The sequence below is a fragment of the Mesoterricola sp. MK458 genome (genome assembly GCF_055384935.1).
On sequence record NZ_AP045075.1, the window covers coordinates 292,414 to 308,329 of the forward strand.

Consider the following 15,916-nt stretch of genomic DNA (forward strand, 5'->3'; position numbering starts at 1 on the left):
TGGCCAAGGTATGATTTCTCAGAGGACGGTTCATTGCACACGGAAATATCTAAGCCTTTCCTGCTCTTCATCGATGACGACAGGCTTCAGCGGAAACTCTTCCCTGAGGTCCTCGAATCCCTGGGCGTGGAAATCCAGACCGCCGCCAACGCTGAGAACGCCCTGGACATCATTTCGGACCGCCGGCCCGACCTCATCCTGTGCGACGCGGTCATGCCCGTGACCGACGGCTTCCAGTTCTGCAAGCGCATCAAGGACGACCCCGCCACGCGGGACCTGCCCTTCGCCATCATCACGTCCCTGTCCCAGAACGTGGGCGAGCGCAGCCTGCAGGTGGGCGCCGACGACTTCTTCCTGAAGCGGGGCAGCGAGGACCTCCTGCGTCTGCGGGTGAGGATGCTGCTGGACATCGCCGGCCGGGGCGCAGACATGGCCGAACCCCTGGAGGCCTTCGCCGGCTCCCGGGTGCTGGCCGCCTCCGAATCGCCGCTCCTGCTGTCCCAGCTCACCCTGCAGCTGGCGCCCGCCGGCATCCAGGTGGACACCTGCGCCGGCGCCGGCGAAGTGCTGGACAACCTGGACGGCCCGCCTCCGGCCCTGCTGGTGCTGGACGCCGCCCTGGCCAACGGGGCCCTCAAGGACGTGGCCGCCAGCGTGCGCAGCCAGCCCACCTGGGCCGGTGTGCCGGTGCTGGTGGTGGCGGGCAAGGGCGAGGAACCCGAGGCGGGGATCCCCATCGACGACTGGGTCACCAAGCCCCTGGACGGCCGCGAGGCCCGGCGGCGGGTCACCATGGCGCTGCGGTACGGGCGGGCCATGCGGTAGCGGGTCCGCCGGCGATGGAGGCTCAGCTGGGCCGGGCCCCGGCGCGCCGGTCCACCTCGGCGGCGATGCGCTCGAAATCCGGGTTCCCCCGGAGGGACCGCAGCTGCTTTTCCTGCCGCAGCGCGCCCAGCCAGGACGGCTTGCCGTCCACCTGGACAGCCCGCGCCAGGTGGCCCAGCGCCTCCTTCCGCTTGCCCAGTTCCGCCTCGATGCAGGCCAGGCCGTACAGGATCCCCGCGACCCCGGGATGCCGGGCGCCCAGCACGGGTTCCGTGTTGGCCAGGCCCCGCAGGAACAGCGGCTCGGCCGCGGCGAAGTCGCCCCGGTCCATGTACAGCTCGCCCAGGTGGGTGAGCGGCCCGGCGATGCTGGGATGCGCCGGCCCCAGGGCCTTCTCCCCCACGGCGATGCTCCTGCGGTAGCGGGCGATGGCCTCCGGGTCCCGGCCCATGGCGTGGTAGAGGGTGCCCAGGCTGCTGAGGGTGCGGGCCACCTCCGGGTGGGCGGGGCCCAGGGCGGCCTCCTCGATGGCCAGGGCCCGCAGCATGAGGGGTTCGGCCTCGGCGTTGCGGCCCGCCTCGACGAGGGTGGTCCCGAGGCTGGAGAGGGTGGCGGCCACGCCAGGGTGGCCGGGGCCCTGGACCTTCTCGCCCACCGCGAGGCTCCGGCGGAAGCAGGCTTCGGCCTCCGGGTATTTCTTCTGCTTCCGGCACAGGATGCCCAGGTTCGTGAGGGCCAGGGCCACGTCCGGGTGGTCGGGGCCCAGCCGCGCTTCCGTGATCGCCAGGCTGCGCCGGAAGAGGGGCTCGGCCTCCTCGAACTTGCCTTGCTGCCAGTAGAGGCTGGCGAGGTTGTTGAGGCCCGTGGCCACGTCCTCGTGGTTGGGGCCCAGCAGGCGCTCGCGGGCCTGGAGGCTCTGGCGGAACAGGGGCTCGGCCAGGGCGTACTTCCCCTGGTTGTAGTAGACGCCGCCCAGGTTGCCCCGGGTGGCGGCCACCTCCGCGGAGCCTTCCCCCTGCAGGCGGACGCGGATGTCCAGGGCCCGCTGGAAGGCCGCACCGGCCTCGTCGTTGCGGCCTTCCTTGAGGTCCAGCATGGCCAGGTCGTTCAGGCTTTCGGCCACCTTCAGCTGCATGGGGCCCAGGGTCCGCTCCCGGATGGCGAGGGCCTCCTGGAGGAGGGGCCGGGCCTGGGGGTAGAGGCCCATCTCGTAGTACACCATCCCCATGGTGTCCATGAGCTGGGCGCGGACCTGGGGCTGGCCGCCCAGCTCGCCGGCGATGGTCCGGGCGCCCTTGTCCAGCAACTCCCTCGCGGTGACGGAGTTGCCCCGGGCCTCCCCGGGGTCCGAGACCTTGAAAAGCCCCGTGAGGAAACCCGACACCCGGCGGGCGGTCTCGGCCTCCTCCCGGGCGCGCCGTTCGGCCCGCCGGGCCCGCACGGTCTGCACGGTCATGCCCGCGCTGAACAGGGCCATCACCGCCAGGGAGGCGGCCAGGAGGGCCTTCCGGCGCCGCCGCCCGGGCTTGGCCTGGATCCAGCGGAGCCGTTCCACCGTGTCCGCCGAGGAGGGCCGTGCGGCCGGCGCCGGGGAGGTCAGGCGGCGGATGAGCGCGGCCACGTCCGCGTCGATGCCTTCCACCGGGCTGGTCTCCCCCTGCCGGGCCCGTTCCAGCAGCTCGGCCGGGTCGAGGCCCTTGGGATGGGCCCTCCGGCCGGTGAAGAGCTCCTGCAGCAGGAGGCCCAGCGCATAGAGATCGCTGGCCGCCTGGGCCAGCTCGCCCCGGGCCTGCTCAGGGCTCATGTAGGCCAGGGTGCCGATGATCGACCCCTGGGAGGTCAAGCTGGCAGAGGCGCTGGGGTGGGACCCCTTGACGGCGGTGAGTTCGTCCGCTTCCGGACCGGGCGCCGGAATCGCCAGCGTGGCGCCGTCTTCCAGGCCGGGCAGGGGGGGCTGGACGCCGGCGGCGGGGCGGGGCAGGTCGGTGTCGTCCGACCGCAGCCGGGAGATGCCGAAGTCCAGGACCTTCACATGGTTCGCGGGCGTGAGGAGGATGTTGTCGGGCTTCAGGTCGCGGTGGATGATGCCCTTCTCGTGGGCGGCCAGGAGGGCTTCGGCCACCTGCAGGGCGATGGCAAGCTTCTGCCGGTGGGGCAGGCCGTGCTTCATGGCCTTGCCCAGGCTCTGGCCCTCGATGAGCTCCAGCACCAGCACCTCCCGCCCGCCGGCGGACAGGTAGTCGAAGATCTGGCAGATGTTGGGGTGGGCCACCTGCGAAAGCACCCGGGCCTCCCGCAGGAAGCGCTGCTGGGTCTCCGGCCCGGGATGCAGGTCGGACCGCAGGACCTTGAGGGCCACCCGCCGGTCCAGGCGTTCGTCCACCCCCGCGTACACGTCCCCCATGCCGCCCTGGCCCAGCAGGTCGAGGACCCGGTAGGGGCCGATTTTTTCTCCAGATAGGCGGGTCATGGAAGGCAACTCCAGTGTCCTGAGCGTTGGGGGATAACCCAGCGTAGCAGGATCCGGCCCGCCCCCGGCGTCAGCCCTTGAGGGCCGCCGCCACCGATTCCGCCAGGGGCGTGGTGGCGCGCCCGATGAGCCGGCTCAGCTGGCGCCCCTCGTCCTGCAGGGCGCCCTTGGCGGCGCCCGCGTCGGAGTCCGATAGCAGTGCGGCCAGGCCCTCGGGAAGGCCCGCGCCCGCCAGGACGGCCTTGAACTCGGCTTCGGGCAGGTCCTTGTAGATCACGGGCTGGCCGGATTGCCGGGCGATCTCGGCCGCCAGGTCCGTGAGGGTGTACGAGGTGTCCCCGGCCAGTTCGTAGGTCTTGCCGGCCTGCCCGTCCAGGACCAGGACCGCCGCGGCGGCCGCGGCGTAGTCGGCCCGGGCCGCCGAGGCGATGCGCCCCTCGCCCGCGCTGCCCAGGAGGGCGCCGTGGGCCAGGGCCGACGGGATGCTCGCCGTGTAGTTCTCGGTGTACCACCCGTTGCGCAGGATCACGTGGGGGATGCCGGAGGCCTTCAGGTGGGCCTCGGTCGCGGCGTGCTCGGGGGCCAGGCCCAGGGACGACCGGTCCGCATGGAGAACACTGGTGTAGGCCAGGAGCTTGACGCCCGCCGCCCGGGCCGCGTCGATGACCGCCCGGTGCTGGGGCGCCCGGCGTCCCATCTCGTTGGAGGAGATGAGGAGGAGCTTTTCGACCCCCACCAGGGCGGCGGCCAGGGTTTCGGGCCGCTCGTAGTCGGCCAGGCGGACCTCCACGCCCAGGTCCTGGACGGTCTCCGGCTTGCGGGCCAGGGCGACCACCCGGGAGGCGGGGACCTTCCGGAGCAGTTCGTGGATGACGAGGCGGCCCAGTTGGCCGGAGGCACCGGTAATGGCGATCATGGCATTCTCCTTGTAACCATCATGGTTACGAATCGGGTTAAAAAAAGGGTCAGGACGCGAGGCTGTTCACGTCCTTCACCAGGTCCGCGAGGGTGGTGCGGGCCAGATCGTCCTCCAGGGCGGCCTGGGCGGACGCGTAGATGTCGGCGAGGGCTGCCTGGATGTTCCGGCCCACGGGGCACTGCGGGCTGGGGGTGGAACTGTGCAGGGCGAAGGGGGACGCGCCGTCCACCGCCCGGTGGATGTCCCGGAGGGTCACCTTGCCGGGCGCCCGCAGCAGCTGCCAGCCGCCCCCGGGCCCGCCCTGGGAAGCCACCAGGCCCGCCTCCCGCAGCCGGGCCAGGAGGCGGCGGATGACCACGGGGTTGGTGTTGACGCTCCCGGCGATGAACTCGGACGTGAGGGGCTCCGGCCCGCAGAAGGCGAGGAGGGTGAGGATGTGGATGGCGATGGTGGTGCGGGAGCTGGCGGTCATGGGAAACCCGTTCTGTAACCATCTCGGTTGCGCATTTATATCCTGTCAAGGAACAAACCCGGTCATTTATCCATATACTGGAAGTCCTCTCCTTTGAGGGGATAACGGATCCGGATTGACCTCATTCGACCACCGCCCCGAGCTTCGCGACGAAGGGACCATCCGGGCCTACCTGGAGGAGCTGGCGCGCCTGAAGACCCCGGTGCAGCTGTGGCTGCCGGTGCCCGGGGCGCTGCCCTTCGAGACCTCCCTGGAGCACGTGGGGCGGGAGACCTTCTCCACAACCACCACGCCCACGCTGGAGCCGGGCCGGACGCTGCGCATGGCCTTCATGCTGGACGCCCAGCGCCTCACCGCCCTGACCCGGGCCGAGGGCACCGGGGTGTTCCGGATCCCCTCCAGCGTCGCCGGCGGGGAGCGCAGGGCCGTGGCCCGGGCACCCTTCGGGCGCGGCGAAAGGGTGGAGGTCTACGCCATCGAGCGGCTCGACGGGACCTTTCCGGGCGGGCGGACCCTGCAGGGCCGCCTCCTGGACCTTAGCGCCCAGGGCCTGCGCCTGTCCCTGGACGAATTCGACGCCCTGGACGGCCCGGTGGTGGAGCTCAGGCCCGGGGACCGCTTCGCGGGCGTGCGGATTTCGGGGCTGCCCCACATGCCGCCCATCCAGTGCCGCGGTACCCTGGCGCACCTCACGGGCCTGGCGGGGGGCATGGTCCTGGAAGGGCTGACGGAAACCGACCGGGGCAACCTGGACCGCATCCTGGCGCCGCGCATCCCCCCGAGCTTCGGCCTGGGCTTTCCCGCCCGGAAGCCCCGGACCGACCCCGCCGACCGTCCCGGGGCCCCCACCCCCACCCGCGTGAAGCCCCGGCCCGCGGAGGTGGTGGAGCGGGTGCTGGAACGGCCCGCGCCCGAGCCGCTGCCCCCGCCACCCACCCGCGCCGCGGCGCTCCTGCGCAGGGCCTCCAAGCGCATCCTGGTCCTGTCCGCCGGCGGCTCCACCCAGGCCCTGGCCGAGGCCTTCCGGCAGGACGGCTTCCGCCACGTGGCCGAAACCCGGTCCTTCGCCGAGGCCCGGGCCCTGGCTGCGGCCCAGCGCGTGGACCTGGTGCTCCTGGACAACACCATGGGCGGCCACTGGGCCAAGGACATGATGCGCCACCTGCGCGGCCAGGGCCTGCTGGTGGACACACCCGTCATCCTCGTGGCCGAGTACCGCAACCCCTACGCCTGGGACGTGGCCGAGGCCCTGGGGGCCTGCCACATCCACGAGCGCCGCGAGTCCTACGGGGACCTTGTGCCCGTGGTGGAACGCCGCCTGGGGCTCGATGGGGACCGTCCCGAAACGCGCTGACCCGCCGCGTCGATCAGGTGAGGTAGGGGGCCAGCCCTTCCAGCAGCGAGGGCCAGCGCAGGCGGAACCCCAGCTCCTCCCGGGTGCGGGTGGCCAGGACCCGGCGGTCCGGGCCCGGGGGGGCGGGGGTGGTCGCGGGGGTCCGGCCCAGGCGCCCGGCCACGAAGGTGACCACCTCCCGGCGGCGCAGGGGCCAGGCGTCGCTGCCGTGGTACACCGCCCCGTCCCGTCCCCGGTCCAGCACCGCCAGCAGCGCGGTCACCGCGTCGTCCTGGTGGCAGGAATTCAGCCACGCGCCGTCCCCGGGGCCCAGGCCCATGCGGCCCGAGGCCACGCCGTCGAGCACCCACAGCCGCCCGGGGCCGTACAGGCCGGACAGGCGGAGCACCCGCGCGTCGGCGGCCCGGAGCCTGCGCTCGGCCTCGGCGAGCACCAGGCCTTCGGGGGTCGTGGGCGCCGGCGGCGTGGCCTCGTCCACGTCGGATCCGTCCCGCTGGCCGAAGACCCCCGTGGACCCGGTGTACACGAAGGCCCGCACCCGGGCGCGGGCCGCCAGGAGCGTGGCGTTGGCGTCCAGGTACGCCCTCTGGTAGGCGGCCTCGCCCCCGCCGCGGGCGGCCTGCAGGGCCAGGATGGCGTCCACGTCGGCGGGGATCCGCGCGGCCGAGGCCGGGTCGGCCAGGTCGAGCTCCAGGGGCTCCACGCCCGCGGCGCGAAGCTGCGCGGCCCCGGCGGGCGAGGACCGCACCCCCGTCACCCGGTCGCCCCGCGCGGCCAGGGCCCGCGCCGCGGCCAGTCCCAGCCAACCGCACCCGGCGATGAGGACGTGCATGGTTCCCTCCCTGGGGACCATCCTACCGCCGCGCTCGACGCGATGCGCGGGGGCCCGGCGGTCACGGGGCCGCCCGGGGGGCGGCGCCGGCGGTTTCGGGGGGCGGGAGCATCACCCGCACCGGATGGGCGAAGGCCACACCCCGCTCCCGCAGCGCCGCCAGCAGCCCGAGATTGATGGCCTGCTGGGTGTCCATGTAGACGTTGTAGTCCCCGTCCGCGAGGTAGTACACCACCTCGAAGATCAGCCCGGAGTCCCCGAATTCCCGCAGGTGCGCCCGGTCGAAGCGGGTGCCGGGCTGGGCCTGGATGAGGTCCCGCAGCAGGGCGGGCAGGGCGGCCAGGATTTCGCCCGGGGCCCGGTAGGTCACGGCGAAGGTGAAGAGCACCCGCCGTTCGCGCATGCGCTTGAAATTGCGGATGCGGCTCTTGAGCAGGTCGGCGTTGGTGAGGATGATCTGCTCGCCCGACAGGCTCTGGATGCGGGTGGACTTCAGGCCGATGCGGTCCACGGTGCCCAGCACGTCGCCCACGATGATGAAGTCGCCCAGGGCGAAGGGCTTGTCCAGGGCGATGGACAGCGACGCGAAGATGTCCCCCAGGACGTTCTGCACCGCCAGGGCCACCGCCACGCCGCCCACCCCCACGCCGGCCACGAGGGTGGAGATGTTCACGTCGAAGCTGTCCAGGACCAGGAGCAGCACCAGGGACCACAGGGCGGTGCGCGCCATGAGGCCCAGCACCGGGGCCGCCATGGCCGTGCCTTCGCCGTGGGCCTCCCGGCGCTCCAGGAAATCCCGCAGGTAGCAGCCCACCACGCGGTTGGCCCAGAGCCCGGCCTGGAGGAGCGCGGCCAGCAGGGCGACATGGATGAGGGCCGCCGCCAGGGGCCGGGGCAGGTCCAGGAACCGGGAGCCCACCCAGAGCGCCAGGGCGAGCATCAGCGGGAACCGGGTGGCGTCCATGGCCTCGGCCAGGCACGCGCGGGGCCCGCCGGGGACGACGCCCCGGTGGGCCGTGCGGGTGGCCAGGGCCTTCAGGAGGTAGAGGAGGCCCAGGGTGGCCCCCGTGGCCAGCAGGGCCCTCGTCCAGTCGGCGACGGTGTTCGCGGGTCCGAAGGGCAGGTGTGCGTCCATGGCGGGCCTCCCCAAGGAGGGTGCCCCGGGTGGGGCGAGGATTCCCGGGGGCGGGTGCGAACCCCGGGCCCATTCGGAACACCCACGGGTGATGGTTTCAGGGGGTGCCCATGCTCGCTCGTATCCAACCCGGCGTCGGGGCTTTCGGCGCGTTGGCCGCCTTCGGGATGCTGGTGCTCCTCGCGGCGTCGGGCTTCCGGCGGTACCGCCGCCGCCGGGAAGCGCAGGTGCGTGCGCTGGAGGTGCGGGCGGAGGCCCTGGAGGGGGACCTGCGGGAGACCGAGGCCCGGCTCCAGGCCGTGTTCCGGTACGCGCCGGCGGCCATGGCCGTGAAGGACGCGGATGGCCGGCTGGTGATCCTCAACAAGCGGGCCGAGGCCCTCATGGGCGTCTGCCAGGCCCTGACCCCCGCCGAGGCCGGGGCGCGGCTCTTCGCCGCGGGACAGGTGGCGCAGGGCGCCGCCCAGGACGAGCGGGTGGTGCGCCGCAAGGAGGTGGTGCACGTGGAGGAGACGATCACCTTGCCCAGCGGCAGCACCCGGGAATACCTCATCCAGAAGTTCCCCATCGTGGACGCCCGGGAGCAGTGCCGGGGCCTGGGGATCATCGCCACCAACGTCACGGAGCGCAAGCGGGGCGAGCAGGCCCATCTCCAGCGCCAGAAACTGGAGTCCCTGGGCCTGCTGGCCGGAGGCATCGCCCACGACTTCAACAACCTCCTGGGCGCCATGCTGGGCGTGGTGGAGCTGGAGACCCTGGAACGCGGTCCCATGGAACACCTCCGGACCCTGGAGGACCTCATCACGCGGTCCTCGGGCCTGGTGGCCCAGATGCTGGCGTACGCGGGCAAGGGGACGTTCCGCGCCCAGGCCCTGGACCTCAACCACCACGTGGAGGAGGTGCTGGCCATCCTGCGCACCCCGCTGCAAGGGCGCGCCATCCTGCGCTGGTTCCCCGCGCCCGCCCTGCCGCCCATGCAGGGCGACGTGGGGCAGGTGCAGCAGGTGATCATCAACCTGGTCATGAACGCCGCCGAGGCCATGGACCCCTTCGGGGGCGTCATCACCCTGCGGACGGCCCACGAGGACTTCACCGAAGCCGCCCTGGACCGGTTCGGGCTGGGCGATTCCCTGAACCCGGGCCCCTACGTGGTCCTGGAAGTGGCGGACACCGGCCCGGGCATGGCGCCCGAACTCCAGGAACGGATCTTCGACCCCTTCTTCACCACCAAGTTCGCCGGCCGGGGCCTCGGGCTCTCGGCGGTGCAGGGGATCCTCCGCAGCCACCAGGGGGGCATCCAGGTGTCCAGCGAGGAGGGCAGCGGGTCCACGTTCAAGGTGGTCTTCCCGGCGCTGCCCGGGCAGGAGCTCCAGGGGGTCCCCGCGTCCACGGGGGTGGAAGGGTTCCGGGGCACGGGCCTCGTCCTGGTGGTGGATGACGAGGACGCCATCCGCACCGTGGCCGCCCGGGCCCTCCAGCACCTGGGCTTCACGACCCTCGAAGCCCGGGACGGCCTGGAGGCCCTCCTGCTCTTCGAGGCCGAGGGCGAACGGATCCGTCTCATCCTCATGGACCTCACCATGCCCCACATGGGCGGGGAGGACGCCTGCCGGGGCCTGCGCCGGGCCGGGTCCATCGCCCCCATCATCCTGGCCAGCGGCTTCGGCCCCGAGGAGGCCCGGGGCCGCCTGGCGGACACCGCCCTGGCCGGGTTCCTGCAGAAGCCGTACCGGCTGGAAAGCCTGGTGGCGGCGGTGCGGGACGTGCTGGAGGGGGTATCCCCCCGGGAGCGGATCCCGTACTCCCGCGACCTCAAGAGCTGGGCCGAGGCCCTCCAGACCGGCAACGGGGTGCTGGACACGCAGCACCGCCAGCTGGGGGAGGCGTTCAGCCGCCTGGTCCCGGGCGGGGCCGCATCGTCCCTGGAGCCGCTGCTCGAGCTCATGGGCAGCCACTTCCGCGCCGAGGAGGAGACCATGGCCGCCGGGGACTACCCGTTCCGCCGCTCCCACGTGGCCGCCCACGCGCGCATCATGCGCGCGTTCCGGAATGTGGAAGGCTGGCTGAAGGCGGGGGACGCGTCCCTGACGCCCGCGCGACTGGACGCCATGGAGGACGGGGTGCGCACCCATCTCCAGTCGGAAGACATGGAATTGGCGCTCTTCCTGAGGCGGGGCTGACGGCGGTGAAAGGCCCCCTGCCTTGGACGGCAAGGGGCCTTTCCGATCCTCCGGTGCGCGGGGCTACAGGTCCTGGGGCGGGTCTTCCGTCAACGCCATGTTCGTGTCCACCGCCGCCAGTTCCTCCGGGGAAAGCACCTGGGTCTCATCCAGGAGAATGATGAATTGGCCATCCACCTTCCCCACCCCGGCGATGAATTCCGAACGGATCGAGGTGCCGAACCGGGGCGGGGGCTCGATGTCGGAGGCGCCCAGTTCCAGCACCGCGCTGACGCTGTCGACCATCAGCCCCAGTTCCAGGCCCCCCTCGGACCCCTGGGCGTCCAGCACGATGATGCAGGTGCGGCGGTCCGCGTCCATGCGGGCGCGTCCGAAGCGGACCAGGGGGTCCACCACCGGGACCACGGCCCCGCGCAGGTTGATGACGCCCCGGATGACCTCGGGGACCAGGGGGATTTCCGTCAGGCCCGTGAAGGGGATGACCTCCTTGACCGTCGCCACTTCCAGGGCGAAGGTCTCGGCGCCGAGCCGGAAGGTGAGGTATTGCCGGCGCGCCTCCGCGCGGTCGGCGAGCGCGTTCCGGGGGGAGCGCTCCTGCAGTTGGAGACGTTCGTTCATGGTCGCCCCCTAGAATTTCGTGAACGCCTGTTCATCCACGTCCCGGTGGATAGCTGGACGGCTCGTCCGTAGGGACGCGCTTCCCCGGCCGGAACGCCGGGCCGAGGCCTGGGCCGTCCTGGACAGCTTGAAGAAGCTGATGGTGGACTGGAGCTCCTCGGCCTGGCTGCTGACTTCCTCGGAGGTGGACGCCAGTTCCTCGGAGGCCGCGGCGTTCTGGGCCACGGCCTGGCTGATCTGGCCGATGGCGCCGTTGATCTGGCCGACGCCCGAGTTCTGCTCGCTGGAGGCCGCGGCGATCTCCATCACCAGGTCGGAGGTCTTCTGGATGGCCGGAACGATGGTGTCCAGGAGCTTTCCGGCCTTCTCGGCGAGGTCCACGCTGCCCGTGGCGAGGGTGCTGATCTCCTCGGCCGCCACCTGGCTGCGCTCGGCCAGCTTCCGGACCTCGGCCGCCACCACCGCGAAGCCCTTGCCGTGCTCGCCGGCGCGCCCCGCCTCGATGGCGGCGTTCAGGGCCAGCAGGTTGGTCTGGTAGGCGATGTCGTCGATGATGGCGATCTTCTGGGCGATCTGCTTCATGGCGCCCACCGTCTCCTTCACCGCCGCGCCCCCTTCCACCGTGTCCTTGGCGGTGCGGGCGGCCATGTCGCCGGTGACCTTGGCGTTCTCGTTGTTCTGGGCGATGGAGGCGCTCATCTCCTCCATGGAGGCGCTGGTCTCCTCCACGCTCGCGGCCTGCTCGCTGGCGCCCTGGCTCAGGGATTGGGCGGTGGAGCTCAGCTGCTCGGAGGCCCCCACCAGGAGGCCCGAGGCTTCTTGGACCTGCCCCATGATCTCCTGGAGCTTGGCGGCCATGCCCTTGATGGCGGCGATCATGCTGGACGCGTCGCCCGGGGCGGTCTGCACGTCCACGGTGAGGTCGCCCGCCGCGATGAGGCGCACCACTTCGGCGGCATAGGCGGGCTCGCCGCCCAGCTCCTTCGTGATGCTCCGGGTTACCAGGAGGCTTGCCGTCACGCCGATGGCGGCCACCAGGGCCAGGAGCAGGAACCCCGTGCGCTGGGCCGCGGCCAGCGTGGCCTCCGCCTCGTCTCCGGCCTTGATGCTCGCCGCCATTTCGTACTGGGTCAGCTCGCCGAGCTTGGAGGCGATGGTGAGCATGGACGGCATGACCACCTCCATGCGCACCTGGTCGGCCTCGGCCTTCTTGCCGCGATCCAGGAATTCGAGCATCTTCTCGATCCCCGCGAAGGCCTTCTCCCGGGGCTCCCGCGCGTCCCTGAGGAACTCCTTCTCCTTGTCGCTGGTGAGACCCTGGAAGGAATCGAAGACCTTGTATGTCTTCTGGGCTTCGTCCATGTACTTGGCCTGGGCCGCCTTGATGCCATCCTTGGCTTTTGCGTACTCCGCCCCGTTGGTGGCCAGGAAGAGATCCCGGTAGGCGGTCCGGATCCCGTAGCTGGCCATGGCCGCGTTGGTCGCGGCGTTCATCTTGGGCGTGTTCATGCGATTGATGTCGTTGAGCTGCCTGCTGACGCTGCTCATGCCGAAGTGGTTGCCCAGGGCCATGCCCAGCACCACGAGAAACACGATTCCGAAGGCGAGGCCCAGCCGGGCCGAAACTTTCATGCTCTTGACCATTGAGGACTCCTTGATAAAGAGAGGGAACGGGTGGCGCGGGTTCAGGGGCGGGGTGGGGGGCCGTCGGCGAGGGCCAGGAGTTGGGCGACGTCCAGGACCAGCGCCACCTCCCCGGTGCCCAGGATCGTGGAACCGCCCAGGCCCCGCACGTTGCGGAACAGCTCGCCGAGGGGCTTGATCACCGTCTGGAACTCGCCGAGGAGGCGGTCCACGACAACGCCCGCCCGGGCCTCCCCGGCCTGGACGACCACCACCCGCTCCTTGTCCGGAGCCGCCCCGCCCAGGGAGAAGACCTCCCGGAGCCGCAGGAAGGGCAGCACCTCGCCCCGGAGATTGATGAGGTGGTTCTCCTCCGATTCCAGGAAGGGGCCCAGGTCCAGGCACTCGATGACCGCGTGCAGGGGAAGGACGTAGCAGGTGCCCCCGGCCTCCACCTGGAAGCCGTCGATGATGGCCAGCGTCAGGGGCAGGCGGATCCGGATCACGGTGCCCGCGCCCTCGCGGCTTTCCACCTCCACGGTGCCGTGGAGCTCATCGAGGGTGCGGCGCACCAGATCCAGGCCGATGCCGCTTCCGGAAAGGTCCCCGACCTGGGCGGCGGTGGAGAATCCGGGTTCGAAGATGAGGCCGGTGACCTCCGCGTCCGTCAGGGCCGCGTCGGGCGGAACGAGGCCCCCTTCGACGGCCTTGGCCCGGATTCCGGCCCGGTCCAGGCCACCGCCGTCGTCGGCCACCTCGATGACGATGCTGCCGGATTCGTGGAAGGCGTTGAGCAGGAGGGAGCCCCGCTCCGCCTTGCCCCGGGCCCGGCGCGCCTCCGGGCGCTCGAAGCCGTGGTCCAGGGCGTTGAGCACCAGGTGCGCCAGGGGATCGCCAATCTTCTCGACGATGGACGTGTCCAGTTCGGTTTCGCCGCCGCGGATTTCCAGGTCGATCTCCTTTCCCAGTTCGAGGGAGACGTCCTGGACCACGCGGCGGAGCTGCCCGAAAGTGTCGCCGATCTGCTCCATACGCAGGCTCATGGCGTTGTCCCGGATCTCCTCCACCAGCTTGTTGACCTGGGCGGTGGCCTCCCCGACGCCCGGATCGCGGCTCGCCGAGGCGCGCACGTGGGCGGAGGCCGAGGCGATGACCAGCTCGCCCACCAGGTCCACGAGCTTGTCCAGCTTCTCCGCGGCCACTTTGATGACCCGGGCCTCCCCGGCCTGGGGCACACCGGGGGGCACGGGCGTTTCCTGGGCGGAGGGGGGGGTGCCGTTTTCTGAAAACCAGGGGCTCAGACCGGATTCGGCAGCCCCCTCTTTTCGATCTTCCAGAGTCGATAATGCATGTTTACGATCATAAATGGTCATGATTCATGAATCCTGACGGATTCTCCTTTGGATTGATGTTAATTGCAATATTTGCAATAGTTTCGAAATCGAACACCGCATGGCATTGCGAACAATAACGCATGGATTGCCCAATGGGACGGGGGTCCTCATGTTTATGCACATTGATTTCCATGGGTGGAATCGAAAAAATCGACCCTACCGCATTCTTTTGTCGAACCTCGCCATCGAGGTGAAAATGTAATTTATTAGCTGGTGTGTGGATGATTTGACCACGTGAATGCCCAATTGTAAACGCAAAATTTTTAGCGGATATTTACATGCAGGCGGACGACCCGATGGGTAATTTTTTTGCATATAAATGTATTATTGCCCAGAAGCCCTCGCCGCGGGGGTGGGAGCGCCGTTATATCCGCATGAATATGTACATCCATATGATGGCCTGGGGCCCTGCGGGGTCCTTCGCCGCCCCAACGGACCGGACCGCGACGCATCGGTTCCCACCGGCGGCCAGGGCCTGGGGAAACCGGCCGGAATTGCGTAATGGTTCATCCCTGCAGGGCACGTTCCCCCATCCTCGGCCTACCGGACGGTGAAGCCCCGCTTCGCGGCGCTGGCGCCGTCCACGTACACCTCGATCTGGTAAGTTCCTTTGGGCCAATTGTTGGGTTTGCTCAGATGGAATTCGTGCACCGCCGGGGCCGTGACACGGACCAGGTCCAGGGCGTGCCTGTGGACCTCCACGGGGCCCTTGGCGCCGTGGAAGGTCCAATGGGCCCTGAGGCTGGCCTTGTCCGCGGTTCCCGCCGTCTCGACGCTGGCGAAGATCGTGTCCCGGGGGCCGAAGGTGTCGGCGGGCTGGGCGACGCGCTTGCCGGCGGCCAGAGCCTTGCCGAGGGTCACCGACGTCACGGTGAGGGGGGCGGGCGCTGGCGCCGGCGCGGGCGGGGCTTCCTTCCTGGCGCAGGCCAGGGTGAGAAGGAGAACGGATGACAGGACCTGGATGCGCATGGCTGACTCCAGCTCAGGGCTTGGGGGGAATGGCCAGGACCCAGCCGGCCTGGATGCGGTCGGGGTCCCGGATGAGGTCGGCGTTGGCTTCCTGGATGAGCGGCCAGAGCCCGGCGTCGCCATAGAAGCGCTTGGCGATGCCGGAAAGCGTGTCGCCCCGGACGACGGTGTACGTCCCGGCGGGGGCCGAGGAGGCGTCCGAAGAGGCACCGGCGTTCACCTGCGAGAAATCAGGGTCCTTGGTTGGATCGGCCATGGGGTCTCCTGGACGGGCAGGGGGGGTCCGGGACCTGCCGGGGCCAATCCCCCCGCACCCGAGAGTGCGTTCCCGGTGGTGGCGGGTTCCCAGGGCCGCGGCGGTCAGGCCCGTCCGGGGCGGCGCCGGCGGAGCCGCTCCAGGGGAAGGCCGTGGGCCAGGAGGGCCACGCAGGTTCCCATCTCCGCCAGGGTCGCCGGCAGGCGCACCACCCTGGGAAGCGCACTGGCCGCGTAGGCGCCCCAGCCCAGGGTTCCGGCCACGTGGACCAGGTAGCCGGCGCCTCCAGCCATGAGCAGATAACCCAGGGCCCGGGGGCGCAGCCCTCCGAGGGCGACGAGCCGGCCCAGGGGGATGAGCCAGGCGCCCCAGCACACCTGCTGCACGAGGAGGCCATGCCGGTGGGCCTGCATCGCCCGGGCCACCGCGGCCTCCAGCGCTTCGCCGCCCAGGGGGCCGAACCCGCCGCCGCCCCGGACGGCGGCCAGCAGGTCCAGCTTGACGCCGAGGTTCGCCAGGGCCAGCGGGAATCCCAGGATCGCCAGCACCACCATCAGGCGCCCCACGGAGGGGCGAAGGGGGCCCAGGGTCCGCTTCAGCGCCAGGGGCAGCAGCAGGAAGGAAAGGGCGAGCACCAGGTCCGAGACCATGCCCAGGCGGAAGAGTCCTTCGGCGGAGGCCACCAGGCGGGCCGTGGCGGCCGGGTCGCCGGGCACCAGGGTACGGGCGGGGACGTGGCCGAGGCTGAACGTCCCGGCGGCGATGACCAGCAGGTAGAGGCCGCCGGCGCACAGATACTGGCCGGCCGGCGCCGGGGTTCCGGGCGGGCGCTCGGGAAGGGGGCGGGGGACGGCCCGGGCGGCGCGCAT

General features: G+C 71.0%; 14 protein-coding genes. 3 read left to right on the plus strand and 11 right to left on the minus strand.

The window, feature by feature from the left end; translation table 11 throughout:
* The first annotated feature begins 33 nt into the window (after nt 1-33).
* A complete protein-coding gene (locus ACZ5LB_RS01290; RefSeq protein WP_464604356.1) occupies nt 34-825 on the plus strand; it encodes a response regulator in 792 nt (263 codons plus the stop codon).
* Between the two features lie 22 nt (nt 826-847).
* Here the strand turns inward: ACZ5LB_RS01290 and ACZ5LB_RS01295 are convergent, their stop codons facing one another.
* The 3 genes from ACZ5LB_RS01295 to ACZ5LB_RS01305 all read right to left on the minus strand — a co-directional run bounded on the left by ACZ5LB_RS01295 (nt 848) and on the right by ACZ5LB_RS01305 (nt 4,686).
* Nucleotides 848-3,295 carry a serine/threonine-protein kinase gene (locus tag ACZ5LB_RS01295; RefSeq protein ID WP_464604357.1) on the minus strand — a complete coding sequence of 816 codons (2,448 nt, stop codon included), beginning with the start codon at nt 3,293-3,295 and terminating at the stop codon, nt 848-850.
* A 70-nt stretch (nt 3,296-3,365) separates the two neighbouring features.
* Nucleotides 3,366-4,211, minus strand: coding sequence for an SDR family oxidoreductase (locus ACZ5LB_RS01300; RefSeq protein WP_464604358.1), 846 nt, complete (start codon nt 4,209-4,211; stop codon nt 3,366-3,368).
* A gap of 49 nt (nt 4,212-4,260) precedes the next feature.
* On the minus strand, nt 4,261-4,686 hold the full coding sequence (locus ACZ5LB_RS01305) for an Rrf2 family transcriptional regulator (RefSeq protein WP_464604359.1): 426 nt from the start codon (nt 4,684-4,686) through the stop codon (nt 4,261-4,263).
* 115 nt (nt 4,687-4,801) lie between these two features.
* Here ACZ5LB_RS01305 and ACZ5LB_RS01310 point away from each other — a divergent pair, with 115 nt between their 5' ends.
* Nucleotides 4,802-6,040, plus strand: coding sequence for a response regulator (locus ACZ5LB_RS01310; RefSeq protein WP_464604360.1), 1,239 nt, complete (start codon nt 4,802-4,804; stop codon nt 6,038-6,040).
* 13 nt (nt 6,041-6,053) lie between these two features.
* On the opposite strand, the gene ACZ5LB_RS01315 is transcribed toward ACZ5LB_RS01310, so the two are convergent.
* Together ACZ5LB_RS01315 and ACZ5LB_RS01320 are read right to left on the minus strand one after the other, a co-directional pair.
* Complete coding sequence (locus ACZ5LB_RS01315) at nt 6,054-6,872, minus strand: NAD-dependent epimerase/dehydratase family protein (RefSeq protein WP_464604361.1); 819 nt, start codon at nt 6,870-6,872, stop codon at nt 6,054-6,056.
* 61 nt (nt 6,873-6,933) lie between these two features.
* Nucleotides 6,934-8,007 (minus strand): mechanosensitive ion channel family protein, encoded by a 1,074-nt coding sequence (locus tag ACZ5LB_RS01320; RefSeq protein WP_464604362.1) that lies wholly within the window; start codon nt 8,005-8,007, stop codon nt 6,934-6,936.
* A 110-nt stretch (nt 8,008-8,117) separates the two neighbouring features.
* On the opposite strand from ACZ5LB_RS01320, the gene ACZ5LB_RS01325 reads away from it, so the two are divergent.
* Nucleotides 8,118-10,187 carry an ATP-binding protein gene (locus ACZ5LB_RS01325; RefSeq protein ID WP_464604363.1) on the plus strand — a complete coding sequence of 690 codons (2,070 nt, stop codon included), beginning with the start codon at nt 8,118-8,120 and terminating at the stop codon, nt 10,185-10,187.
* A gap of 63 nt (nt 10,188-10,250) precedes the next feature.
* Here the strand turns inward: ACZ5LB_RS01325 and ACZ5LB_RS01330 are convergent, their stop codons facing one another.
* The 6 genes from ACZ5LB_RS01330 to ACZ5LB_RS01355 form a co-directional block, all read right to left on the minus strand.
* On the minus strand, nt 10,251-10,805 hold the full coding sequence (locus ACZ5LB_RS01330; protein WP_464604364.1) for a chemotaxis protein CheW: 555 nt from the start codon (nt 10,803-10,805) through the stop codon (nt 10,251-10,253).
* A 9-nt stretch (nt 10,806-10,814) separates the two neighbouring features.
* Nucleotides 10,815-12,449 carry a methyl-accepting chemotaxis protein gene (locus tag ACZ5LB_RS01335; RefSeq protein WP_464604365.1) on the minus strand — a complete coding sequence of 545 codons (1,635 nt, stop codon included), beginning with the start codon at nt 12,447-12,449 and terminating at the stop codon, nt 10,815-10,817.
* A gap of 41 nt (nt 12,450-12,490) precedes the next feature.
* Nucleotides 12,491-13,675, minus strand: coding sequence for a chemotaxis protein CheA (locus tag ACZ5LB_RS01340; RefSeq protein WP_464604366.1), 1,185 nt, complete (start codon nt 13,673-13,675; stop codon nt 12,491-12,493).
* Nucleotides 13,676-14,362: 687 nt separating this feature from the next.
* The gene (locus tag ACZ5LB_RS01345; RefSeq protein ID WP_464604367.1) at nt 14,363-14,791 is read right to left on the minus strand and encodes a hypothetical protein; all 429 of its coding nucleotides are present in this window, start codon (nt 14,789-14,791) and stop codon (nt 14,363-14,365) included.
* A gap of 13 nt (nt 14,792-14,804) precedes the next feature.
* Nucleotides 14,805-15,047, minus strand: a complete 243-nt coding sequence (locus ACZ5LB_RS01350; RefSeq protein ID WP_464604368.1) for a LysM peptidoglycan-binding domain-containing protein — start codon at nt 15,045-15,047, stop codon at nt 14,805-14,807.
* 104 nt (nt 15,048-15,151) lie between these two features.
* On the minus strand, nt 15,152-15,916 hold the full coding sequence (locus ACZ5LB_RS01355) for a DUF4386 domain-containing protein (protein ID WP_464604369.1): 765 nt from the start codon (nt 15,914-15,916) through the stop codon (nt 15,152-15,154).